Raw genomic sequence first — 22783 nt, forward strand, 5'->3', positions numbered from 1 at the left:
ATGGTTCCAAGAGAGGCCGAGACGCTGTTGTCCTGGCGTGGTTTGCTGGACGCTTTCGAGGCGGGGCACAAACTGCCCCTGGCCGATCTGAAGGACATGTTCCTTTATCGCGGGCAGGACACGATCCTGGACCGCGGGGCGTGGATCGACGGCCTCGGCGCGCTGGTGAAGGTGGCGACGATCTTCCCGGGCAATGCGGCGAAGGGTCTGCCGACGATCTATGGCGTCGTAAGCCTTTTCGACGACGCGACGGGCGATTTGTCCGCGCTGGTCGATTTCCACCTGGTGACCAAGTGGAAGACGGCGGGGGACAGCCTTCTGTCGGCTTCGCGCCTGGCGCGGAAGGATGCGCGGAACTTCCTGCTTGTGGGCGCGGGGGCCGTCGCGCGCAGCATGGTCGAGGCCTATTCCGCGATCTTCCCCGACGCCCGCTTCACCGTCTGGAGCCGCACTCGCGAAAGTGCCGCGGCGATGGGCCTTCCCGTGGCCGACGACCTTGAGGGGGCGGTGCGCAAGGCCGACGTGATCTGCTCGGCCACGATGGCGACCAGCCCGCTGATCCGGGGCGACTGGCTGCAGCCGGGCCAGCACATCGACCTGATCGGGGCCTACAAGCCCGGGATGCGCGAGGTGGACGACCGCGCCATGCAACGCGCGCGGATCTTCGTCGACAGCCGACAGACCACGATCCACCACATCGGCGAGATCATGGACCCCATCGCTTCGGGCGCGATCACCGAGGCCGACATCGTCGCGGATTTCTACGACGACGCAGCACTTTACGCCCGCCGGTCGGACGACGAGATCACCATCGCCAAGAACGGCGGCGGGGCACATCTGGACCTGATGACGGCGACCTACATCGCCGACTGCTGGCGCAAGCGCGAGGCCTGAGGCCGAGAGAGGCCGGCTCTCCTTCGATCAGGGCGTCCTTCAGAGCGTGCGGTCCAGCAGGGCCAGCCAGTTGGCATGGGCCAGCTTTTCCAGAAGCGCCTGGTCATACCCGTGGTCGGACAGCGCCTGGATCAGCCTGGGAAGTCCCGTCACGTCGTCGATGACGTCCGGGGTCGTGCAGCCGTCATAGTCCGAGCCGAAGCCGAGATGGTCTTCGCCAAGCTGGCCAAGCAGGTAGTCCATCTGCCGCAGGATCGGGTCCCAGCCGGTCTCGGCCAGCTGGCGGCCGTCCGGGCGCAGGAAGGAGACCGAGAAGTTCAGGCCCACCATCCCGCCGCTGTCGCGGATCATCGCCAGCTGCCGGTCGGTCAGGTTGCGGGTCGAGGGGCAAAGCGCGTGAGCGTTCGAATGGGTGGCGACCAGCGGCGCGTCGGACAGACGGGCGACGTCGTTGAACCCAGCCTCGTTCATGTGGCTGAGGTCCAGCATGATCTTCAGCCGGTTGCATTCCGTGACCAGCCGCTTACCCGCCTCGGTCAACCCCGGCCCGGTGTCGGGGCTGGAGGGGAAGGCAAAGGGAACGCCATGGCCGAAGATCGTCGGGCGCGACCAGACCGGCCCCAGCGACCGCAGGCCCATCGCGTGGAAAAGGTGCAGCGCGTCGAGGCTGTCGTCGATCGCCTCGGCGCCTTCCATGTGCATGATCGCGGCGATGCTGCCTTGCGCCAGGCAGGCCCGGACCTCTGCGCCCGTGCGGCAGAGTTTCAGCGCACCATCCGATGCGCGCTCCATCCACATAAGGTGCCCGGCGGCGGCGATGGCAGGGGCGAGCGCGTCTGCAAAGGGGATCGGGTCGGGCAAAGGCAGCGCATAGGGTGGGTTCTGCATCTGGGCCCGGTAGTCCGGATCGTCATGCGCCACGGGCGAGGGCAGGTAGATCGCGAAGAACCCGCCCGCGAAGCCCGAGGCCCGCATCCGCGGCAGGTCGAGATGGCCCTGGCCTTCGCCGGTCAGGAAGATCTCCTCCCGCCGCCCGGGGTCCAGAAGCAGCCGCAGCAGCAGGTCGTTATGGCCATCGAACACCGGGATCATGGCGAGGCCTCTCCCGTCGCATCCAGCATCCGGTCGGCGCTGGCGTTGAAGAGGCTGCGGGCATAGTCGGTCGTCATCCTTGCCCCGGCGAGGTCGTCGCGGCTCATCTCTTCCACCGTGCGGCCATGTTGCAGGACCATGATCCGGTCGCACATGTGGTCGATCACGGCCAGGTCATGCGACACCATCAGGAAGGTCAGCCCCTGTTCGGCGCGCAGGCGGTTCAGAAGGTTCAGCACCTCTGCCTGGACCGAGGCGTCAAGCGCGCTGGTCGGTTCGTCCAGCAAAAGGATCTTCGGCCGCAGCATCAGGGCGCGGGCGATGGCGACGCGCTGGCGCTGGCCGCCCGAGAGCTGGTGCGGATAGCGGAAGCGGAAGGCGGGCGGCAGGCCCACGTCGGTCAGCGCCTGCACCACGCGGGCGTCGCGGTCGGGCATGCCGTGGATCGCCAGCGGTTCGGACAGGGTGCGGTCGATGGTGTGGCGGGGATGAAGGCTTGCGTAGGGGTCCTGGAAGACCATCTGCACTTCGGTCGAGAATGCCCGGCCGCGCGGCGTGGGCACGGGCTTGCCGCCGATCCGGATCGAGCCCCCGGTGACCGGAGCCATGCCGCAGATCGCGCGCAGGATCGTCGACTTGCCGGACCCGCTTTCGCCCACGAGGCCATAGCTTTCCTGCGCCGCGACCGCGAGGCTGACGCCCTCGACCGCGCGCACCTCGCGTCCTTTCGAGCGGAAGGTCACCGTCAGGTTCTCGATCTCGATCAGCGCCATCGGTCAGAACCCCGTCCGGTCCAGCACCGGCAAGGGCGCGCGCGGCCCTCCGATGCGGGGCAGGCAGTTCAGAAGCCCGCGCGTGTAGGGATGGCGGGCCTCCATCAGATGCGCCGCTTCGATTTCCTCCACGACCAGCCCCTTGTGCATCACCAGAACCCGGTCGCAGAACCGCGCGACGAGGCGAAGGTCGTGGCTGATGAAGATCAGGCCCATGCCCCGGTCGCGCACCAGCCGGTCGAGGATCGACAGCACTTCGGCCTGCACGGTCACGTCCAGAGCAGAGGTCGGCTCGTCGGCGATCAGAAGCTCGGGTTCCGGGATCAGCATCATCGCGATCATCACCCGCTGGCCCATGCCGCCGGACAGCTCATGTGGATAGGCCTCCATCACCCGGGCCGGATCGCGGATCTGCACGGCTTCCAGCGCGGCGATGGCCTTGGCGGTGGCATCCGCCCGGCCCAGTCCGTCGCGCAGGCGCAGGCCCTCGGTCAGCTGGCGACCCACGGTCATCACGGGGTTCAGGCTGTATTTCGGATCCTGCATCACCATGCCGATGCGCTTGCCCCGCAGCGCCCGCATCTCGCGTTCGGACGCGTTCAGGATGTCCTTTCCGTCGAAGGTCATCGCGTCGGCCTCGATCCGGCCCGGCGGGCGGATCAGCCGCAGGACCGACCGGCCCGTCATCGTCTTGCCTGATCCGGATTCGCCCACGATCCCCAGCCGCTCATGGCCCAGGGAGAAGGACACGCCGCGGACGGCTTCGACCCGGCCGGTTTCAGTCGCGAAGGAGACGCGCAGGTTCCTGACCTCCAGAAGGCTCATCGCGACGCACTCCGCGGGTCAAGGACATCGCGCAGACCGTCGCCCAGAAGGTTGAAGCCGAGGCTGACGATGAAGATCGCAAGGCCGGGCATGGTCGCAACCCACCATTGCTCGAACAGGAACTTGCGGCCGGAAGAGATCATCAGCCCCCATTCGGGCGTGGGCGGCAGGACGCCGAGGCCAAGGAAGCCAAGGCCCGCCGCGATGAGGATCACGCCGGCCATGTCCAGCGTGACCCGGATGATGACCGAAGGCAGGCACATCGGCACCACGTGGCCCGCGATGATCCTTGGGGCAGAGGCGCCCTGCAGCCGGATCGCCGCGATGTAGTCCGAGGAGCGGACGGTCAGCGTCTCGGCCCGCGCCACACGGGCATAGGGCGGCCAGGCGGTCAGCGCGATGGCAAGGACGGCGTTCTCGATGCCGGGGCCAAGGACGGCGACCAGGGCCAGCGCCAGGATCAGGCGCGGGAAGGCCAGGAAGATGTCGGTGAGCCGCATCAGGACAGCGTCGATCCAGCCGCCGAAATAGCCCGCCACGGTGCCGATCAGCAAGCCAAGGACCGGGGCCGTCACGGCGACCAGCGCGATGATGTAAAGCGTGATCCGCGCGCCGTGGATGATGCGCGACAGGATGTCCCGGCCAAAATCATCGGTGCCCAGGATGTTTCCCGGCGTGCCGGGCGGCAGAAGCCGGCGCGACAGGTCCTGGGCCAAGGGATCGTGCGGCGCGATCCAGGGTGCGAAGATCGCAACCAGAAGCAGGATCCCGACGATCACCAGCCCGGCCATCGCCAGCCGGTTGCGGCGGATCCGCTGCCAGGCAAGCCAGGCCTGCCCCAGCCGGGCCTGCCTCCGCGAGGCGGGGTTCGGGTCTGAAAGCCAGGCGCGCAACGTGGTCATTCCCGCGCCCTCGGATCGACCAGCCGGTAGAGGATGTCAGACGCCATGTTCAGCGTGACGAAGGCCACCCCCACGACCACCGTCCCGCCCAGGACCGCCGGCATGTCGGCCGAAAAGAGCGCATCGGTGATATAGCTGCCAAGGCCGGGCCAGGCGAAGATCGTCTCGGTCAGGACCGACCCCTCCAGCAGGTAGGCGTAGGAAAGCGCGATGACCGTGATCAGCGGCACGGCGACGTTCTTCATCGCGTGGACCCAGATCACCCGCCATTCCGGCATCCCCTTCACGCGGGCCGTGGTGATGTATTCCTGCCCAAGCTCGTTCATCATGAAGCTGCGGGTCATCCGGCTGATGTAGGCCATCGAGACATAGCCCAGAAGGCCCGCGGGCAGGATGATGTGGCTGACGGCGTTGCCGAAGACGTCCCAGGCGCCGTTCAGCGCGGAATCGACCAGGATCATGCCGGTGTAGGAGGTGAGGGTGAATTCCATCATCATGTCATAGGTCGGGTCCAGCCGCCCTGGTCCCGCGACCCAGTCGAGCTGGCCGTAGAAGACCAGAAGCCCGATCAGCCCCAGCCAGAACACCGGCATCGAATAGCCCATGAGGCCGACGACACGGACGATCTGGTCGGCAATGCTGCCGGGCCGGGTCGCGGCCAGCACCCCTGCGGGAATGCCCACCAGCGTCCCGAAGATGGTGCCCAGCGTGGCCAGCTCCAGCGTGGCGGGGAAATAACGCGCGATCTCCGACGCGACGGGTGCACCCGTCTTGATCGAGGTGCCGAGGTCGCCCTGCAGCGCGTCGCGGACATAGATCAGGAACTGCTGCCACATCGGCAGGTCCAGCCCCAGCTTCTCGCGGATGGCGGCGATCTGGGCCGGAGTGGCGCGTTCGCCGACGATCGACAGCACCGGGTCCGTGGGCACGACGCGGGCGATGATGAAGGTGATCAGCAGCAGTCCCAGCAGCGTGATCGCCAGGGTGCCAAGTCCAAGGGCGATCTGTCCCAGGACGGGAAGCAGACGGCCTTGCCGTGTCGGTGCGGGAAGTGCGGTCATGCGGGGTTCGGGCCGCCGCCTGTCCAGCGGCGGCCCGGTCGCTTACTTGGTGACGGTCCAGTAGGACGCCGAGTCGGTCGCCCCACCGGCATAGAAGCCCGACACGTTGGCGCGCATCGCATCCTGCCGCGCCTGCTGGAACATCATCACGAAGGCCGAGTTGTCGCGGTGCTTGCGCTGGATTTCCTCGTACATCGCCGTGCGCTTTGCGGTGTCCTTCTCGACCACGGCCGCCTCGGTCATCGCGTGCAGCTCACCCGGATCCCAGGCGGTCCGCCAGGCGAGGTAGCCGGTGTTGCCGGCCTCGTCGCTGTTGTCGGGGTTCATCGCGAAGGTCGAGGCGTTGGTGTGCGGGTCGGGATAGTCCGGGCCCCAGGTCTGCAGCGTGATCTCGTGCAGGCGTCCGCGATAGACTTCCAGCCCTTGCGCGCCGTCGCCCACGTCCAGGACGAGATTGATCCCGATCTGCGCGAAGGTGTTCTGCAGCGAGGTGGCGATGTCCAGGCGCTCCTGGTTGTTGCGGACCGTGAACTTCACGTCCAGGGGCAGGGTCACGCCCGATTCCGCCATCAGCGCCTTGGCCTTCTCGATGTCCAGGCTGTAGGGCGTCTCGGTCAGAGCGCCGAGGAAGCCCTGCGGCAGGAAGGCCTGGTGGACGACCCACTGGCCCTTCAGGATGCTGTCGGTCATGCCGACATAGTCGACCGCCCAGCGCATCGCTTCCTGGACCTTGGGATTGGCCAGCTCGGCCTTCTTCTGGTTCAACGCCAGATAGTAGACCTGGCCGCCCACGTCGTTCTGGATCTTGATGTCGGGATTGCCCTCCAGCCCGGCGATGTCCGTCGGTGTCAGCTCGCGGCCGATGTCGATGTCGCCCTTCTCCAGCAGGAGACGCTGGGTTGCGCCTTCCGGGACATGCTGCATGAAGACGTTCTTGATCTTGGCGTCACCGCGCCAATGGCCCTGGCGCGCCTCGAGCACGTAGCCCTCGTTCGGCTTGAACGACCGCAGCACATAGGCCCCGGTCCCGGCGCTATTGGCCTTGAGCCAGGCATTGCCCATATCGCCCTCGACCTCGTTGGCCATGACGGTCTTCATGTCGACGATGTTCGCCACCCCGGCGGTGAGGCAGTTGTAGACGAAAGACGGCGCGTAGGCCTTGTCGGTCTTCAAGGTGACGGTGTCGCCCTCGAAGGTGATCATCTGGTCGACGTTTTCCGGCGTCAGGCCGAACTGGGTCAGGATGAAGGCCGGGGTCTTGTTCAGCTTGACCACCCGGCGCAGCGACCCGGCGGCGTCCTCGGCCGTCAGCGGGTTGCCGGACGAGAAGGTGATGCCCGACTTGATCTTGAAGGTATAGGTCATCCCGTCTTCGGACACCGACCAGCTTTCGGCCAGACCCGGAACCAGTTCGCCCGGCTTGGTCGGATCGAGCTCGATCAGGGTGTCGTAGACGTTGTTGTTCAGGTCCACGCCCGAGAATTCGAAGGCTTCATGCGGGTCGATCGACACGATGTCGTCGATGGCATCGGCCACCACCAGCGTGTCCGCCGGGGTTTCGGCCATGAGCGCCATGGGTGCAGTGCCGGCCATAAGCGCGGCAAGGACTGCTGCACGGCCAAATCCATGCTTCAGGTACATCGTGTTTCTCCCTGTGTTCGGTAGCTGAGGAGGCGCCACGCGCCAGACTCTGGGGCGATTGGATGAAAGCGGATGGCGGGAGTCAATGCCTAACCGAGGGGCAACCCTCGCATTTGCGATCTCGCCCTGGCGCGGAATGGATGGAAGCTGCGCGGTCGCGCTGGTCGACTCTGAAGCGCCGGGAGGCCGCTGAGGCTTCGGACAAGCCGGGCTGGCCGCTCGGCGCGCCCTGGAAAACTGCAATCCGATAGCCCGGCGGCAGTTTGCGGCGCGACATGCGCACCGGGAAGGTATGTGTGATCTCGGGAATTTTGCTGATGGTCGGAGCGAGAGGATTCGAACCTCCGACCCCCTGCTCCCGAAGCAGGTGCGCTACCAGACTGCGCTACGCTCCGACCGTGGGCGGGGGGTTACCCCGTCCCGCCGGCTTTGGCAAGAGGAGTCACGCCTGATCCCCGCCTCTATCGAAACGCTTCAGCCAGCTGGAAATCCGGGGCAGGGTGCCGATCTCCCAGCGGCTGCGGTTCTCCAGCACGGGGCGGTTCTGGCTGATCGAGGGCGTGCTTTCGCGCAACACGATGTAGATGCCCGAGGCGATGATCACGGCAGACCCGACGGCGGTGTAGAAGTCCACGGTTTCGTTGAAGAAAAGCCAGCCGTAAAGCGCCGCCCAGATGATCTGGGAATACTGCATCGGCGCCACGATCACCGCGGCCGCGATGCGGTAGGCGGCGATGCTGGCCAAGGCCCCTATCATGCCCAGGAAGGCCATCACGGCGGTCAGCGCCAGGTCCTCGACCGGCATGGGCTGGTAGACGAAAGGCATGGTCGCGCCGGTGGCCACGAAGGTCAGCACCATCGGGTAAAGCATCAGGACAACGGACCGTTCATCCCGACCGATCTTGCGCACGATGATCGAACTCAGCGAGCCCGTCGTCGCAGCCCCCAGCGCCGCGAGGTGGCCCAGCGAGAAGCCGTCACCGCTGCCCGGCCGCAGCACGATGAGGACACCAAGAAGCCCCACGATCACCGCGATGCCGCGGCGGATGCCGACCTTCTCTCCCAGCATGGGGATCGCCATCAGCGTGATCAGCAGCGGCATGGCGAAGAAGATCGCATAGCAGGTCGCCATCGGCAGCACCGAGAAGGCGTAGAACCCCATCACCCCCGTCACCACCGCGCTGACGGTTCGGATTGCCGTCCACCACGGGTGGCGCGGGATCAGCGTGCCGTCCTTGCGGTCCGACAAAAGCAGGACGGTGACCAGCGGAAAGCCCATCAGCCCGGCGAAGAACATCGTCTGGAAGGCGGAATAGGTCCCGCCAAGGTACTTCACCACGACATCGTGGGTGGCATAGGCGGCAAAGGCGGCCAGCGACAGAAGCGCACCGCGAAGCGTAGGGGACATGGACAAAATTTCCGGGCTGGGCGTGTCGCAGACGCCACGTTAGCGGCAACACTGTTGCGCCTTTCGCGGGCCGGTTGCAAGGCCGCGCAGAGCTCAGGTGGGCAACTTTTGCCGGTCCTGCCGGCTGATTACCAGCATCCCCGCCGCCGCGATGATCGCCACGCCGATCGCGGTCGACGGCGGCAGCGGTTCGGCGAAAAACAGAGCTCCGAACAGCGCCGCCCAGGCGATCTGCGAATACTGCGTCGGCGCCACGATGACGGGGGGCGCGGCCCGGTAGGCCGCGAACATCAGCATCGTCCCCGCCATCCCGGTGACCGAGATGCTGGCCACCGTGGCCAGATCCGCAAGCGGCATGGGGGTATAGCGCCCCGGCAGGATCAGGAACGCGGCAAGGGCCTGCCCCGCGACCGGGTAGAGCAGCATGGCGACCGAGGATTCCACGCCGCCCGTCCGGCGCACGATCAGGTAGTGCACCGCCGCCAGCAGCATCCCGAGGATCGCCGTGACATGGCCGAACCCGAACTCCACCCGCCCAGGGTTCAGCGCAACGATGACGCCAATAAGACCCAGCACCACCGCCACGCCGTCCACCGCGTCCACCCGGTCGCCCAGAAGCGGCCAGGCCAGCAGGGTCAGGACCAGCGGCAGGGTGAAGAAGATCGCATAGGCCTGCGCCAGCGGCAGCACGGTGAAGGTGTAGGTCACCAGAAGCGCGTTGCCGATCAGTGCGACGGTCCGGATGGCCATGAGCCAGGGATGCACCGGGCGCAGGCTCACCGGGTTGCGCAGCCAGAGAAGCCCGATCAGCGGCAGGGTGAAAAGGCTTGCGAAGGCCACGATCTGGAAGGCGTGGTAGCTGTCGCCCAGGAACTTGATCGTGGCATCCGCCACCGAGAACAACCCAAACCCCGCAAGTCCGAGAAGCGCGCCTTTGAGGGGTGAGGACATCTCGGACTCCGGGAGAGGCCGGGGCAGCAGCGCCCCGGCGTCGCGTCTTAAAGGCTCGCGTCCAGCGCGGCGAGGATCGCGTCGCCCATCTGGCTGGTCGAGACCGGCGTGCCGCCCTCGGGCCCCATCAGGTCGGCGGTGCGGACGCCGTCGGCCAGGACCTTCTCCACGGCCTTCTCGACGCGGGTGGCTTCCTCGCCCATGTCGAAGGAATAGCGCAGCGCCATCGCGAAGCTCAGGATGCAGGCGATGGGGTTGGCCTTGCCCTGACCCGCGATGTCGGGGGCCGAGCCGTGGACGGGTTCATACAGCGCCTTCGGGCGGCCGTTGGCCATCGGCGCGCCCAAGGACGCGGACGGCAGCATCCCCAGCGATCCCGTCAGCATGGCCGCCGCATCGGACAGAAGGTCGCCGAACAGGTTGTCGGTCACGATCACGTCGAACTGCTTGGGCCAGCGGCAAAGCTGCATCGCGCCCGCGTCAGCGTACATGTGCGACAGCTCCACATCCGGGTAGTCGCGGTCGTGCACTTCCTGCACCACCTCGCGCCACAGGATGCCCGACTCCATCACGTTGGCCTTCTCCATCGAGCAGACCTTGTTGTTGCGCTTCCGCGCCAGCTCGAAGGCCGACTTCGCCACGCGGGCGATTTCGCTTTCGGTGTAGCGCTGGGTATTGATGCCCACCCGCTCGTTGCCTTCCTTGAAGATCCCCCGCGGCTCGCCGAAGTAGACGCCGCTGGTCAGCTCGCGCACGATGACGATGTCCAGGCCCGCGACCACTTCCTTCTTCAGCGAGGAGAAATCCGCCAGGGCGTCAAAGCACTGCGCGGGGCGCAGGTTCGAAAACAGGTCCATCTCCTTGCGCAGACGCAGCAGGCCGCGCTCGGGTTTGACGGAAAAGTCCAACTTGTCGTACTTCGGCCCGCCCACGGCGCCCAGCAACACCGCGTCCACTTCCTGCGCCTTGGCCATCGTGGCGTCGGTCAGGGGCGTGCCATGCGCGTCATAGGCGCAGCCGCCGACCAGGTCTTCCGATACGTCGAACTGGACGCCGCGCTTGGCTCCCATCCAGCCGATGATCTTCTTCACCTCGGCCATGACTTCGGGGCCGATGCCGTCGCCGGCGAGGATCAAGAGGGACGGGTTGGCCATGACATGCTCCGCTGGAATTGGGTCGCCGTGGCCCTAGCCCTTCGGCCCGAAAACTTCAAGCGGGGAAGGCGGTGGCAAGGATGTCCCACACCCTCCGCAAACGGGGCGACTGGCGTAGGCGCGGAGCAGCGGTCAGCCAGACGGGCAGGCTCGGCAGGTCGGGGATCACGTCGATCCTTTCAAGGCCCGGATCCCCATCGCCGATGACCCGCAGGATGCCCCCCAGCCCGCAGCCCGCGCGCACGAGTTCCACATAGGTCAACGGGTCGTCGCAGCGGACGGGGTAGAAGCTTCGCCCGACGTCCATCCCCATCTGCCGCATCACCCGGATGATCTGGTCCAGCCGGTCCTGTCCGATGAAGTCATGCTGCAGAAGATCGTCCACGCTGGCGGGTCGTCCCTTCCGGTCAAGGTAGGATTTCGCCGCGTAAAGCCCCAGCGGCAGCTCTCCGATCTGCCGGGCCACCAGGTCGGGCTGCGTCGGGCGGTACATGCGCAGCGCGATGTCGGCCTCGCCGAAGAGGAGGTTCTCGGTCGTGTCCGAGGGGACAAGGTCGATCTGGATCCCCGGCTCCTCGGCCCGGATCCGGGCCAGGACCTTCGGCAGGATCACATGGCTGACCACCCGGCTGGCCGTGATCCGCACCGTGCCCTCGATCCCCGCCGCGTGGCCCTTGGCCGTCAGCGTCAGCTCTGCCGCCGCCTGCATTGCACGGGCGGCAGGAAGCAGCGCCTGCCCCGCCTCGGTCAGCGCCTGCCCCTGCGCGGTGCGGGTGAAGAGGGCGACGTCCAGCGCCGCCTCGATGGCCTGGATATGACGGCCCAGCGTCGGCTGACTGATCCCCGTCGCGCGGGCAGCAGCCGACAGCGACCCGGCCTCGGCCACGGCCAGGAACGAACGGATCAGGGTCCAGTCGGGCATTTCCATTCAAAAATGAAAACCGGATGGGCGATTTCATGCAATTCCATTTGCGCCACCTGCCCGGCATATCCGTGGAAAAGGAGATCACGATGATACAGACAGCACTGATCCTTGGCGCATCCGGAGGCTTCGGCGGGCAAGTGGCGAAAGCGCTGGAGAGCGCCGGCTGGACCGTCCGCCGCTATCAGCGCGGGACGGACATGATTGCCGCAGCGAAAGGCGCAGCCCTCATCGTCAACGGGTTGAACCCGCCTGCCTACCACGACTGGGACACACTCATCCCCCAGATCACCACCCAGGTCCTTACCGCCGGAAAGGCCTCTGGCGCGACGATTCTGGTGCCCGGCAACGTCTACCCCTACGGCATGGAACCCGGCCCCTGGAACGCCGACACGCCCCATCGCCCAGTCGCCCGCAAGGGCCGCATCCGCGCCGAGATGGAGGCGCAGTATCGCGCCGCGGCGGACCAGGGCCAGCGGACGATCCTCCTGCGCGGTGGCGACTTCCTTTTGCCCGAGGCGCCGCAGATGGTGATGAACCGCCTGATCCTGGGCGAGGTGGCGAAGGGCAAGGTCACGACACTGGGCGACCCCGAGGCGCTTCACGCCTATGCCTACCTCCCCGACATGGCCCGCTCGGCGGTGGCCCTGGTCGCCATGGGCGATGCCCTTCCGGCCTACGCCGACATCCCCTTCGCGGGCCACGCCTTTACCATTTCCGACCTCGCCTCCCGCATTTCCCGCCTGACGGGCCGTCCGATGCGCATCAAATCCTTCCCGCGCTGGATCTTCACCCTGGCCAGCCCTTTCTGGGAACTGGCGCGCGAACTGCGCGAGATGCTCTATCTCTACGACCATCCCCACCGGCTGGACCCCGAGCCGTTACGGCGCTGGTTGCCCGACTGGCAGGACACCGACCTCGACACGGTGATCGCCCGCCACCTTCAGGGCAGGGTTATCTCCACCCAGACCGGGAAGTGATGCGAGGCGGCCTCAAGGTCGGGCCACAAGGGATCGTCCGGCGCCGGCCAGAGCACGCCCGCATCGCTGACCGTCAGATCCGCCGAGGGCAGTACATAATCCAGCCGCAACCCGCCAAGGTCGTCGTAAAGCGTGGTATCCAGCGCCGGGTCGCCCACATGCGCAGGCTCGACCCGGCCATGACTACCCCTTGGCTGCGGGTCCTGCAGCGCCGGATGGGCCAGAAGCCCCGCGATCCCCTCGCGCCGCCCGTCGCCGTCGGCGGGGTCCAGGTTGCCGTCCCCCAACAGCAGGAACGGCGCATCGGGAGGAGGCATCGGCAACGCGCCCTCCAGGAACAGCCGCCAGAACGCCGCCTCGTCATGGTTGCGGCGGCCGTTGCGGTCCTCGGGTCCGTCGAAAACTGGCGGCGTCGCGTGCCATGCCAGAAGGTGCAGGGAACCCGAGGCGGTCGTCACCGGCACGTCCCAGAAGCCTGTGGTTGCCAGCCGCTGCACGGCGGCCAGGTCAGCCGGGTCGCCGGACAGCCCGCCGGGCAGATCGCGCCAGAGGAAATCCGAAAAGTCCCGCGCCCCTTCGCCGTCGATGGGCAGGCGCGACAGCACCGCCATGCCGGCGTTGCCCGAAAACAGGCCAAAGCCCTGGGCGTCGCGGGGGTCCCCGATCCGACCGTTGCCATCCAGGTCGAACCCGGTCTGCATCCCGGTGTTCGGCCGGAAGGCCAGGCGGTACGGATAGTCCCTCCCGGCGTCGGCCAACCGCTCGGCGAGGAGCCCCAGCGCCACGCCGGCCCGGTCGTAGTCGACCGACGTGAGCAGCACCACGTCCGCCTGCAATGCCGCCAGCACACGCACCACGGCCTCGACCTGCGCTTCGCCTTCGACCAGATCCTTGACCAGAAGCCCGGGACCGGCCCGGTCAAGCCCCACGTTCCAGGTGGCCACCCGCAACGTCTCGCCGGCCGCGGGCGCGGCGAAAAGCGCGAGCAGAAGACCCAGACGGCTAGAGATCGTCGTCCTCGTCATCGGCATCGCGGTCCAGCCTCGACGGCTCGATCGCGCCAAGGACGGCCAGCTTGGCGGCGCGCTTGATCCGGATCATGTCGGCGATCCGCGCCATTGCGACCGCGCGCATGATCAGCGCCGCCGGCAGGTAGGCCCACAGCGCCATCGCCCAGATCAGCGTCTGCGGCGAGGTCAGCGTCTCGGCCGGAATGCCCGCAGTGAGGAGCGCGACGATGGCCGGGATCACAAAGGGCAGCAGGAAGCCCACCGCCAGGTTCATGTGCGAGTCGCGCACCAGCCGGTCGACCACATCGCCGCCCGCTGTCGGCTCGAACGTCGGCAGGTTGACCCAGACGTTGAACGCGGCCTTCGTCGAGGGCCAGCCGACCAGCTTCAGCACGATGACGAACAGCGCCAGCGAGAAGAGCGAGATCAGATAGGCCGTCGCGGCGGCGATCTTGACCTGGGCGATCTGCGCCGGGGTGGCATTGGCGTCCAGCATGTAGCTGACCAGCCGGACCGGCGAATAGGGGAAGTCGAGCGAGGTGCCGATCAGAAGGCCGACCGCGTGGAAGAAGCGCGACACCGTGGTCGAATGTTCAAGATCCGCGACGATGGCCGACAGGATGACCACGATGGTCAGCATCATCAGATAGCGGATGCGGTTGTAGGGCGCGCCGTCGCGGAACTCGATCAGGCTGGGGTAGACGGCGTTGTATTCGAAGAAGACGAGCGCCCCGCCGAAGAGCGCAACCAGCGCCACGATCTGCTTGGTGTCGGTCCCGATACCCGGCAGGATGACCGAGGGCACCACGATGAGGATCATCACCAGGAAGGCGCGAACGGCGGCTGCCATGGCCCGCGAGAGCCAGGTCCGCGCCCAGCCGTCGGTCGAAACGACCGCGGTCAGGCGCAACTTGCTGCGCAACCCCTCGATCAATGCGGTGCCGTTTGCCACAATTCCGCCCAATTCCAATCGCCCTCAGCCGACTCGCCCTGGTTCCTGCGCATCTACACCAAGCTTTGTGGCCATTTCAGGGTCAGTCTAGGTCGAATGGCCGAAGTCGTGCAGTTTCGCCGCACAATCTTTTCCGGTGTGGCGCGGGTTCAACTTTCGCGGAAGGCGCGGTTGAAATAGGCGGTGAAGGGCTGGACCAGGTAGGCCAGGGGCGTGCGTGTCCCGGTCTGAAGGTGGACCTCGACTGGCATTCCCGGCAAAAGCACCCCGTCGTCCAACCGCTGCAGCTCGCCCGCGTCGAGCTCGAGCTCTGCCAGATACTGGACTGCCCCGGTCGTCGGGTCCTGCAGGGCATCGGCCGACAACCGGACCACCGTGCCCCGCAGATGGGGCGTCACGCGGGAGGGCAGGGCGGACAGGACCAGCTCCGCGGGCTGGCCCACCTTCACTTCATCGATGTGGATCGGTTCGATGCGGGTCGTGATCACCAGTGGCCGGTCCTGCGGCACCAGCTGCAGCACCGGTTCGGCCGGACGCAGCACGGCGCGGGGTGTGGTCACCTGAAGGCCGAGGACGATGCCGGACACCGGGGCCCGGATCTCCAGCCGGTCGATGCGGTCCAGAAGCGCCTTGCGCCTTTCGGTCAGTTCCAGCTCGGCCGCCTCGATCTCGCGCAGCTCGGCCAGGGCGGCCTCGCGCCGCGCATTCGCAAGCTCGGCGATCTGCAGTTCGGTCTCGGTGATCTGGACATCGCTGCGGGCGGCATCGGTATCAAGCGCCCCCAGCTGCCCGGCAAGCCGCGCCCGTTCGCGTTCCAGCGCCAGAAGCGGTCCGGCCGGCGCCAAGCCCTTGGCGCGGAGGTCGCGCTGCACCAAAAGCTCTGCCTCAACGAGCTCCAACTGGTCCCGCAACGCGGCCACTTGCGTCGAAAGTCCCTGGGCCTGTGCGACGATCTGGTCCAGCCGCTGGTGTAGCAGCGCCTGCGTTTCCTCGAAGGCCGCGCGCCGCGCCTGGAACAGGCGGGTCTGTCCCTGCAGCTGTGCCGCCAGCGCCGGTTGCCCTGCGGCCCTGGCCAGAAGATCGGGCGGAAAGCGGACCGCCCCGGCCGCATCCCGCTCGGCCTCAAGCCGGGCGGCCTGGCCCTGCAGCCCGGCCAGCCGCCCCTCGACGATGGCGAGGTCCGACCGCAGCGCCGCCACGTCCAGGCGCAGAAGCGGATCTCCGGCCCGGACGCTGGCGCCTTCGGCCACCAGGATCTCGGCCACCACGCCGCCGTCGGGATGCTGGACGACCTGATGGTGGCGCTCCACCTCCACCCTGCCCTGGGCGACGACCGCCCCCGCAAGCCGCGCGGTGGTGGCCCAGAGCCCGAAGCCCAGGACCAGCGCAAGGCTGGCGGCGAGCCCCAGGATCACCGGGCCGCGGATCGAGAGATCCGCCCTCATGCGACCCCCGCAGCGGCGGGCGCGCGCGCGATGTCGCCGGCGTTCCTGACCAGTTGCCGCAGGACCGCGTCGCGCGGACCGAACGCGGCCGCCGCGCCTCCGTTCAGCACCAGAAGGAGGTCGCAGTCCTGCAGTGCGGCGGGCCGGTGCGCCATGACCACGACGGCCGCCCCCTTCGCCTTCGCCTGGCGGATCGCCTGGGCGAGAGCTTCAGCCCCCTCGTTGTCGAGGTGGGCGTTCGGCTCGTCCAGGATCAGAAGCACGGGGTCGCCGTAGACTGCCCGTGCCAGCCCGATGCGCTGGATCTGCCCGCCGGAAAGCCTGCCCCCCTGCGCCGACAGCATCGTATCGTAGCCCTGGTCAAGCTGCAGGATCATCGCGTGCGCCGCCGCCGCCTCGGCCGCCGCAATGACGCGGGCGGGGTCGGCGTCAGGCTGCAACCGGGCGATGTTCTCGGCGACCGTGCCGTCGAAAAGGGCCACGCGCTGCGGCAGATAGCCCACCAGGGCGCCGAGCATCTCGGGGTCGTACTGGTCAAGTGTTGCACCCCCCAGGCGGACCTGCCCGGCCGAGGGGTGCCAGGCCCCGACCAGCGCGCGCGCCAGCGAGGACTTGCCGGACCCCGAAGGCCCGATCACCCCCAGCGCCTGCCCGGGCCCCAGCCTGAAGCCGATGTCGCGGAGGATCGGACTGTCCCCCCCGGGCGGGAGCAGGGTCAGACCGCGCACCTCGACCATCGCGGGCGGTCGGGGCAGGGGCGTGGCGGCAAGCTTTTCCGGCACGGCAGAGAGAAGTGCGGCAAGCCGCGGCCGCGCCTGTCGCGCCCGGGTCAGGACCGACCACTGGGCGACCGCCTGTTCGACGGGCTGCAGGGCCCGCCCCATCAGGATCGAAGCCGCGATCATCGCGCCCGCCGAAAGCTCCTGCCGCAGGACAAGCCAGGCGGCGAGCCCCAGCATGGCGGACTGCAGGAAAAGCCGGAAGGTCCTGATCAGCACCGTGTAGCGCCCCGCCGCGTCCGAGGCCTGCAGCCCTGCCGCCAGCGCCCAGTCGCGCCACGCTGCCACCCGCAGAAGCGCGGCCCGGGTCATGCCGAGCGCCTGGATGACCTCGGCCTCGGCAGCAAGCCTCTCGGTCTGGCGGTCGGCCGACTGCGCGGCCAGCCCCGAGGTCTGCACCGGCCGTTCGGTCGCACGTTGGTTGAGCCAGCTGAGACCGACGATCACCAGGCCGCCGGCCAGGGCGAGCCAGCCGAGCCAGGGGTGGAAGACGAAGATCGCCGCCGCGAAGACGGGGGCCCAGGGCGCATCGAACATCGCCAGCACCACCGGCGAGGCCCAGAACCGCGCCAGCGCGTCGAGGTCATGCCGGGCGTTGCGGGCTGCGGGATCGTCGGGGGCAACCGCCAGCCTGCGGACCGCCGCCGCGCCGACGCGCGCGTCAAGCTGCGCCTGCAGCCGGGCCCCAACCCGCGCCATGATCCGGCCCCGCGCATGGTCCAGAAGGCCCATCAGCAGGAACAGGAAGGCCATCAGCAGCGACAGGGCAAGAAGCGTCTCTTCGGAGCGCGAGACGAGCACCCGGTCATAGACCTGCAGCATGTAGAGCGGCGCCGTCAGCATCAGAAGGTTGACCAGCGCCGAGAAGAGGAAGGCGATCCAGACCGCCCGGCGCGACACGGCGCGGGCGGCGGCGAGCTCGTCCAGTCCGGGCGCAAGATCGGGCACTGTCGTCACGGGCCATGTCCCCCTTGAACTTGGCGTGTTCCTGCCAGCCGCGTTGTCCCTGCCACGCTTCGCCGTTGTGTTGGACACTTCACGGCCTTATGGCTTGCCAACGCCGGCGCAGGACTATGCTTAGCGGCGTATTGGCCGCACAGTAGGATCATGGATCTGAACATTTCCTTTATTTCCGGACAGAACCTGCGCAGGTCGCTGGTGGTTCTTGTGGTCGCGGGTCTTGCGGGCTGCGGTGCCGCGCCCTCGGGGGATATCAACGACCCGTTCGAGCCTGCGAACCGCAAGGTCCATGCGTTCAACAAGGGCGTCGACAGTGCGCTGCTCAGCCCGGCCTCCAAGGGCTATGGCGTCGTGCCCGAGCCCGTGAAGCGCGCCGTGGGGAACGTGGCTGACACGCTCGACCTGCCAGGCGACATCGCCAACAACCTTCTGCAGCTTCGGCTGGTCAAGGCGGCCGAGAACACCTTGCGGCTGGCGACCAACCTGACTTTCGGCCTCGGCGGGACGATCGACGTCGCCTCGGAACTGGGCCTCCCGGAGAACCCCACCGATTTCGGCGAGACGCTGCATGTCTGGGGCGTGGGCGAAGGACCCTACCTCGAGGTGCCGCTGTCCGGCCCCTCGACCGTGCGCGACACCGTGGGCTCGGTGGTTGACCTGGCGCTGAACCCCGTCCGGTTGGCGCTGCCCGAGAAAGAAGCCATGGCCGCCACGGTCCTGAAGGTCTTCTCACGCCTTGGTGATCGCGACCGGTTCTCGAACACGGTGGATTCGCTTCTATATGACAGCGCGGACAGCTACGCTCAGGCGCGGCTTCTCTACCTGCAGAACCGGCGGTTCGAACTGGGGCAGGCGAGCGGCGCCGCGGCCGGAACGAGTGACGACGGTTTCATCGATCCCTACGCCGACACGGCCACGGACACTCCTGCCGCCGCCCCTGCGGACGACGGCTTCATCGACCCCTACGAGGACCCCTATGCCGAGTGACATGATCCTGAACCGCCGCGCCTTTGCGGTAGGCCTCGCCACCGCCGCAGCGCTGTCGGCTCTGCCCCGGCCCGCCTTGGCTCTTAGCGCCGATGCCGCGAAGGCGCTGGTCGACAAGACGGTGGCGACGGTCAACTCGATCATCAATTCCGGCAAGTCCGAAGCCGCCATGCTGAAAGACTTCGAAAAGCTTTTCGTCACCTATGCCGACGTGCCGACCATCGCCCGCTCGGTCCTGGGCACGGCGGCGCGCTCGGCCTCCAAGGGCCAGCTTTCGGCCTATACCAAGGCCTTCCAGGGCTACATCAGCCGCAAGTACGGCCGCCGGTTCCGCGAATTCCAGGGCGGGCAGATCGACGTGGCCGAGGCGCGGGCCGTGAAAAGCTACTACGAGGTGATCTCGACCGCCCGCCTGAAGGGCGAAGCCCCGTTCGAGGTGCGCTGGCACGTCAGCGACAAGTCGGGCAAGGACCTCTTCTTCAACATCATCATCGAGGGCGTGAACATGCTCGCCTCGGAACGCACCGAGATGGGCGCGCTTCTGGACCAGCGCGGCGGCGACCTCGACCGGCTGATCGCGGATCTCAAGACGCTCTAGGGCGGGGGCGCGGCTCCACGCTCGACCGTCAGGGCATAGTGCAGGCCGTCGGGACCGAAGGTGCGACTGGCCCTGCCGCCCAACTGCGACGGCAGGATCGTATCCAGGATCATCGAGCCGAAGCCGTTCCGCCCCGAAGGCGCCACGGGCCCGACACCGCTTTCGATCCAGCTGAAACGAAGTCCCTCTCCGCCCAGAGGCGACCACGAGACCGCAAGCCGCCCCCGCGAGTCCCTCAGCGCCCCGTATTTCAGCGAATTGGTGGTCAGCTCGTGAATTGCCATCGACAGCATCTGCGCCTCGCTGGCCTTCAGCACCACCTCGTCGCCCTGGATCGTCATCTGCGCCGCAAGGTCGCCGTGCCCGTGCAGAAGCTGGCGCGAGACGACCTCGTCCACCGACATGCGGTTCCAGTTGGTGCCGATGAGATAAGAGTGCGTGCGCGCCATCGACTGCATCCGGTCGTCGAAGCGGTGCAGGAAATCTTGCAGGTCCTCGGTCGATCCGGCGGTCCGCCGCGCGATCGCCTGCACCAGGCCCAGCAGGTTGCCGACCCGATGCTGCAGTTCATGCGCGATGGCGTCCTTCTGCAGTTCCGCCTGCACTTGCGCGGTGATGTTCTCGGTGATCTGCACGACATGGCCGATGCTGCCGTCCGGTCCGACCAGAGGGTTGTGCCGACAGCGCCACCAGGCTTCGGTCATCCGTGACAGGTCCTGCGGGTCCGGGATGCTGTAGAAGAGTTTCTCGATCGCATTGCCTTCCCCCGCCAGCGCGCGCCGCATCGAGTCTTCCAGCGGCTTCCGCCGGGCTTCGCTTTCGGGAAAGGCGTCAAAAAGATAGCGGCCGACAAGATCGTCCAGTTTCCGGCCCGTGGTCTGCAGATACATCTCACTTGCCGTCACGAACCGCAGGTCGCGGTCCAGCACCATGATCGAGGCGGGCAGTTCGCGAATGACGGATAGATCGACATTAGACGCCACCATGAGTGTCCCCGATTACTCGTTCAAATGGCAGTGGCGCGCTGCATGACGCCACCTGAACGCCAGACGGGCGCAACTGGTTCCAGTGTTCCGTAAATTTTGTGTTAGGGAATTTTCAGTTGCCGCTCAGGACACCGTCCAGCAACTGATCCACCAGATCTCCGCGCGTGCCCTCGACCGGACCTTCCTGAACCGCCCCCTCGGGCGGCGCGCCGTCATAGACCGGAATGTTCTCGCCCGTCTCGGGATCGACATAGACCTCGTCGAACTGCGGCGCGTTCGGGTCGTCGAAATAGGGCACGTCTTCGGCCATCACGGCCCCCTCGGTCGTGCCGGGATCGATGGGAGCATAGGTGGATTCGGGAATGTCCTTGACCAGCGGCTTCGGCTCGACGCCCTCGTTGATCCGCACCATGACCTCGTGCCAGATCTCGGCCGGCAGGCCCCCGCCGGTGACGCCGGAAAGCGGGCGGTTGTCGTCATAGCCCATCCAGACGCCCACCACGTAATCCGCGGTGAAGCCCACGAACCAGGCATCCCGCGCGCTTTGCGTCGTGCCGGTCTTGCCCGCCGCCTCGCGGTCGTCCAGCCGGGCGCGGCCGCCGGTGCCGGAATTCAGCACCTCGGTCATCATGTAGGTCAGCGCATGGGCTGCCTTTTCGCTGATCACCCGCTCGCCGATGCCGCCGCCCGCGCCGAAGAGCGGCTCGTCCATCCCCTTCAGCGTCAGCGCGTCGAACCCATAGGGCGTGACCGAGGAGCCGCCGTTCAGGATGCCCGCGAAGGCCCCCGTCATGTCGATCAGCGTCGATTCCGACACCCCCAGAGCCAGCGCCGGACCGTCCGCGAAGTTCTGCGCCAGGCCGAAGTCGGTCGCCACCTGCTTCACCAGGTCCCGCCCCACCGCCTCGGACACCCGCACCGCCGGGATGTTCCGGCTTTCCGCCAGGGCCTGGGTCAGGGTGATCTGGCCCTTGAACTCCTTGTCATAGTTCTGCGGACACCAGTCGCCCGACCCGGCCGTGTAGATGCACATCGGCGTGTCCTCGACATAGTCCATCGGGCTGTAGCCAAGGTCCATCGCCACGGCATAGATGAACGGCTTGAAGGTCGACCCCGTCTGCCGCAGCGCCTGGGTCGCCCGGTTGAAGTCGCCCGCGTTGGGCGTGTTCCGCCCGCCCACCATCGCGCGCACCGCGCCGTCCGAGCTCATCACCACGATCGCGGCCTGCGCCTCGGACCCTTCCTTGACCTTGTTCTCGAAGATGTAGGCCAGCGCCTCTTCGGCCTTGCGCTGCATGTCCTGGTCCAGGGTCGTCTGGATCACCACGTCCTCGGTCGTGTCCCGCGCCAGGTAGTCGGGCGTCGTCTCCATCACCCAGTCGGCGAAGTAGCCGCCCGACTTCTGCTTGGCGGCCTTCGAAAGGGTGGCCGGATTGGCCCGCGCCTCGTCCGCCTCGGCCTTCGTGAGGTAGCCCTGCTCCTCCATCAGCCCGATGACCACCGCCGCCCGGTTCTGCGCCCGCTCCAGGCTGGACGTCGGCGCGAAAGTGGACGGAGCCTTCAGCAAGCCCGCCAGCATCGCCGCCTCGGCCGCGCTCACGTCCTTGGCCGACTTCCCGAAATAGCGCTGCGCCGCGGCCTCGAAGCCCCGTGCCCCCGCGCCAAGGTAGGCGCGGTTCAGGTAGATCGTCAGGATCTCTTCCTTGGAATACTTCGCCTCCATCGCCATCGCGAAGGGCACTTCCTTCAGCTTGCGCCAGATGCCCCCGGTGCGGCAGTCCTTCTCGTAATCCGCCTCGGATTTCCACTGGGTCGGGTCCCACTGGACTCCCAGGCACAGAAGCTTGGCCGTCTGCTGCGTGATGGTCGAGCCGCCGTTCCCCTCGAACGGCCCCCGTCCTTCGGACAGGTTGATCCGGATGGCGCTGGCGATGCCGCGCGGGCTGATTCCGAAGTGCCAGTAGAAGCGCCGGTCTTCGGTCGCCACCACCGCGTCGTGCAGGTAGGGTGACACGCTTTCTGCCGTCACCATGCCCCCGAAGGTCTCGCCCCGCCAGGCGAAGACCTCGCCCTCGCGGTCGAGCATGGTGACCGACCCGCGCGCGCGGCCGTCGACCACGGCCTCCAGTTCCGGGAGCTGAGCGTAGTAATACCAGACGAACCCGCCCAGGATTAGCGCGCCGATCGCCGTGCCGCGCCAGGCGATGCCCCAGAGCACCCGCCAGATGGCAAGGACGAGGCCGACCAGAAAGCCGTGCTGCCGACGTGGCCGGGCGGCGCGAACGCGCTTGCGGGGCTGGCGTGGCGGTGGCGCAGGCTTCTTCGGCCCGCCGCCCGAGGGGGCCGCGCGCGAGGACGCATACCGCTTGTCTGCAACAAGGGGGCGACGCCCCCGATCTTTCGCTGCCATGCCTGCTCTGCCACTCGGAACCGGGCCGTTCCGGCCCCCTTTAATCCGCGACC

20 protein-coding genes and 1 tRNA gene are annotated in these 22783 nt (G+C 67.5%); 4 read left to right on the forward strand and 17 right to left on the reverse strand.

All coding sequences use genetic code 11. The annotated features are described in order from the left end of the window. The gene (locus ACE3Q6_RS18055) at positions 1-894 is read left to right on the forward strand and encodes an ornithine cyclodeaminase family protein (protein WP_374435569.1); all 894 of its coding nucleotides are present in this window, start codon (positions 1-3) and stop codon (positions 892-894) included. A 39-nt stretch (positions 895-933) separates the two neighbouring features. Here the strand turns inward: ACE3Q6_RS18055 and ACE3Q6_RS18060 are convergent, their stop codons facing one another. From ACE3Q6_RS18060 to ACE3Q6_RS18110, 11 genes are all read right to left on the reverse strand, one after another. Continuing rightward, complete coding sequence (locus ACE3Q6_RS18060) at positions 934-1986, reverse strand: dipeptidase (RefSeq protein ID WP_374435492.1); 1053 nt, start codon at positions 1984-1986, stop codon at positions 934-936. Further along, the gene (locus tag ACE3Q6_RS18065; protein ID WP_374435495.1) at positions 1983-2759 is read right to left on the reverse strand and encodes an ABC transporter ATP-binding protein; all 777 of its coding nucleotides are present in this window, start codon (positions 2757-2759) and stop codon (positions 1983-1985) included. The genes ACE3Q6_RS18060 and ACE3Q6_RS18065 overlap by 4 nt, the downstream gene beginning before the upstream one ends. A gap of 3 nt (positions 2760-2762) precedes the next feature. Further along, positions 2763-3584 (reverse strand): ABC transporter ATP-binding protein, encoded by an 822-nt coding sequence (locus ACE3Q6_RS18070; RefSeq protein WP_374435498.1) that lies wholly within the window; start codon positions 3582-3584, stop codon positions 2763-2765. After that, positions 3581-4486 carry an ABC transporter permease gene (locus tag ACE3Q6_RS18075; RefSeq protein ID WP_374435500.1) on the reverse strand — a complete coding sequence of 302 codons (906 nt, stop codon included), beginning with the start codon at positions 4484-4486 and terminating at the stop codon, positions 3581-3583. Before ACE3Q6_RS18075 ends, ACE3Q6_RS18070 begins: the two co-directional genes overlap by 4 nt. After that, positions 4483-5547, reverse strand: a complete 1065-nt coding sequence (locus ACE3Q6_RS18080) for an ABC transporter permease (protein ID WP_374435502.1) — start codon at positions 5545-5547, stop codon at positions 4483-4485. The genes ACE3Q6_RS18075 and ACE3Q6_RS18080 overlap by 4 nt, the downstream gene beginning before the upstream one ends. 42 nt (positions 5548-5589) lie before the next feature. Continuing rightward, entirely contained in the window at positions 5590-7188 is a 1599-nt protein-coding gene (locus ACE3Q6_RS18085; protein ID WP_374435504.1) for an ABC transporter substrate-binding protein, read from the reverse strand. A 318-nt stretch (positions 7189-7506) separates the two neighbouring features. Beyond that, positions 7507-7583: transfer RNA gene (locus ACE3Q6_RS18090), tRNA-Pro, on the reverse strand. Between the two features lie 47 nt (positions 7584-7630). Next, positions 7631-8596, reverse strand: a complete 966-nt coding sequence (locus ACE3Q6_RS18095) for a DMT family transporter (RefSeq protein ID WP_374435506.1) — start codon at positions 8594-8596, stop codon at positions 7631-7633. A 93-nt stretch (positions 8597-8689) separates the two neighbouring features. Next, entirely contained in the window at positions 8690-9547 is an 858-nt protein-coding gene (locus ACE3Q6_RS18100; protein WP_374435508.1) for a DMT family transporter, read from the reverse strand. A 47-nt stretch (positions 9548-9594) separates the two neighbouring features. Then, entirely contained in the window at positions 9595-10701 is a 1107-nt protein-coding gene (gene leuB, locus ACE3Q6_RS18105) for a 3-isopropylmalate dehydrogenase (protein ID WP_374435510.1), read from the reverse strand. 55 nt (positions 10702-10756) lie between these two features. After that, on the reverse strand, positions 10757-11623 hold the full coding sequence (locus ACE3Q6_RS18110; protein ID WP_374435512.1) for a LysR family transcriptional regulator: 867 nt from the start codon (positions 11621-11623) through the stop codon (positions 10757-10759). An 89-nt stretch (positions 11624-11712) separates the two neighbouring features. Between ACE3Q6_RS18110 and ACE3Q6_RS18115 the strand changes: the two genes are divergently transcribed. Beyond that, on the forward strand, positions 11713-12603 hold the full coding sequence (locus tag ACE3Q6_RS18115) for an epimerase (protein ID WP_374435514.1): 891 nt from the start codon (positions 11713-11715) through the stop codon (positions 12601-12603). Here ACE3Q6_RS18115 and ACE3Q6_RS18120 read toward each other — a convergent pair. The 4 genes from ACE3Q6_RS18120 to ACE3Q6_RS18135 form a co-directional block, all read right to left on the reverse strand. Then, a complete protein-coding gene (locus ACE3Q6_RS18120) occupies positions 12567-13634 on the reverse strand; it encodes an endonuclease/exonuclease/phosphatase family protein (RefSeq protein ID WP_374435516.1) in 1068 nt (355 codons plus the stop codon). The two genes, ACE3Q6_RS18115 and ACE3Q6_RS18120, sit on opposite strands and share 37 nt — an antisense overlap. Further along, on the reverse strand, positions 13606-14565 hold the full coding sequence (locus ACE3Q6_RS18125) for a hypothetical protein (RefSeq protein WP_374435519.1): 960 nt from the start codon (positions 14563-14565) through the stop codon (positions 13606-13608). The genes ACE3Q6_RS18120 and ACE3Q6_RS18125 overlap by 29 nt, the downstream gene beginning before the upstream one ends. Positions 14566-14714: 149 nt before the next feature. After that, on the reverse strand, positions 14715-16010 hold the full coding sequence (locus tag ACE3Q6_RS18130) for an HlyD family type I secretion periplasmic adaptor subunit (RefSeq protein ID WP_374435521.1): 1296 nt from the start codon (positions 16008-16010) through the stop codon (positions 14715-14717). Then, positions 16007-17746: a type I secretion system permease/ATPase gene (locus tag ACE3Q6_RS18135; RefSeq protein ID WP_374435524.1), complete on the reverse strand. Its 1740-nt coding sequence runs from the start codon at positions 17744-17746 to the stop codon at positions 16007-16009. Before ACE3Q6_RS18135 ends, ACE3Q6_RS18130 begins: the two co-directional genes overlap by 4 nt. Positions 17747-17896: 150 nt before the next feature. On the opposite strand from ACE3Q6_RS18135, the gene ACE3Q6_RS18140 reads away from it, so the two are divergent. After that, positions 17897-18736, forward strand: coding sequence for a VacJ family lipoprotein (locus ACE3Q6_RS18140; RefSeq protein ID WP_374435528.1), 840 nt, complete (start codon positions 17897-17899; stop codon positions 18734-18736). Further along, positions 18726-19334 (forward strand): phospholipid-binding protein MlaC, encoded by a 609-nt coding sequence (locus ACE3Q6_RS18145; protein ID WP_374435530.1) that lies wholly within the window; start codon positions 18726-18728, stop codon positions 19332-19334. The genes ACE3Q6_RS18140 and ACE3Q6_RS18145 overlap by 11 nt, the downstream gene beginning before the upstream one ends. On the opposite strand, the gene ACE3Q6_RS18150 is transcribed toward ACE3Q6_RS18145, so the two are convergent. Next, a complete protein-coding gene (locus tag ACE3Q6_RS18150; protein WP_374435532.1) occupies positions 19331-20320 on the reverse strand; it encodes a sensor histidine kinase in 990 nt (329 codons plus the stop codon). The two genes, ACE3Q6_RS18145 and ACE3Q6_RS18150, sit on opposite strands and share 4 nt — an antisense overlap. Positions 20321-20432: 112 nt before the next feature. Then, positions 20433-22730, reverse strand: a complete 2298-nt coding sequence (locus ACE3Q6_RS18155; RefSeq protein WP_374435535.1) for a transglycosylase domain-containing protein — start codon at positions 22728-22730, stop codon at positions 20433-20435. Positions 22731-22783 lie beyond the last annotated feature (53 nt).

Source organism: Tabrizicola sp. (genome assembly GCF_041913445.1).
Lineage (GTDB): Bacteria > Pseudomonadota > Alphaproteobacteria > Rhodobacterales > Rhodobacteraceae > Tabrizicola.

Coding starts and splice junctions, on each gene's coding strand:
- ACE3Q6_RS18055 (WP_374435569.1), top strand. CDS start 1: ATGGTTCCAAGAGAGGCCGAGACGCTGTTGTCCTGGCGTGGTTTGCTG.
- ACE3Q6_RS18060 (WP_374435492.1), bottom strand. CDS start 1,986: ATGATCCCGGTGTTCGATGGCCATAACGACCTGCTGCTGCGGCTGCTT.
- ACE3Q6_RS18065 (WP_374435495.1), bottom strand. CDS start 2,759: ATGGCGCTGATCGAGATCGAGAACCTGACGGTGACCTTCCGCTCGAAA.
- ACE3Q6_RS18070 (WP_374435498.1), bottom strand. CDS start 3,584: ATGAGCCTTCTGGAGGTCAGGAACCTGCGCGTCTCCTTCGCGACTGAA.
- ACE3Q6_RS18075 (WP_374435500.1), bottom strand. CDS start 4,486: ATGACCACGTTGCGCGCCTGGCTTTCAGACCCGAACCCCGCCTCGCGG.
- ACE3Q6_RS18080 (WP_374435502.1), bottom strand. CDS start 5,547: ATGACCGCACTTCCCGCACCGACACGGCAAGGCCGTCTGCTTCCCGTC.
- ACE3Q6_RS18085 (WP_374435504.1), bottom strand. CDS start 7,188: ATGTACCTGAAGCATGGATTTGGCCGTGCAGCAGTCCTTGCCGCGCTT.
- ACE3Q6_RS18095 (WP_374435506.1), bottom strand. CDS start 8,596: ATGTCCCCTACGCTTCGCGGTGCGCTTCTGTCGCTGGCCGCCTTTGCC.
- ACE3Q6_RS18100 (WP_374435508.1), bottom strand. CDS start 9,547: ATGTCCTCACCCCTCAAAGGCGCGCTTCTCGGACTTGCGGGGTTTGGG.
- leuB (WP_374435510.1), bottom strand. CDS start 10,701: ATGGCCAACCCGTCCCTCTTGATCCTCGCCGGCGACGGCATCGGCCCC.
- ACE3Q6_RS18110 (WP_374435512.1), bottom strand. CDS start 11,623: ATGCCCGACTGGACCCTGATCCGTTCGTTCCTGGCCGTGGCCGAGGCC.
- ACE3Q6_RS18115 (WP_374435514.1), top strand. CDS start 11,713: ATGATACAGACAGCACTGATCCTTGGCGCATCCGGAGGCTTCGGCGGG.
- ACE3Q6_RS18120 (WP_374435516.1), bottom strand. CDS start 13,634: ATGCCGATGACGAGGACGACGATCTCTAGCCGTCTGGGTCTTCTGCTC.
- ACE3Q6_RS18130 (WP_374435521.1), bottom strand. CDS start 16,010: ATGAGGGCGGATCTCTCGATCCGCGGCCCGGTGATCCTGGGGCTCGCC.
- ACE3Q6_RS18140 (WP_374435528.1), top strand. CDS start 17,897: ATGGATCTGAACATTTCCTTTATTTCCGGACAGAACCTGCGCAGGTCG.
- ACE3Q6_RS18145 (WP_374435530.1), top strand. CDS start 18,726: ATGCCGAGTGACATGATCCTGAACCGCCGCGCCTTTGCGGTAGGCCTC.
- ACE3Q6_RS18150 (WP_374435532.1), bottom strand. CDS start 20,320: ATGGTGGCGTCTAATGTCGATCTATCCGTCATTCGCGAACTGCCCGCC.
- ACE3Q6_RS18155 (WP_374435535.1), bottom strand. CDS start 22,730: ATGGCAGCGAAAGATCGGGGGCGTCGCCCCCTTGTTGCAGACAAGCGG.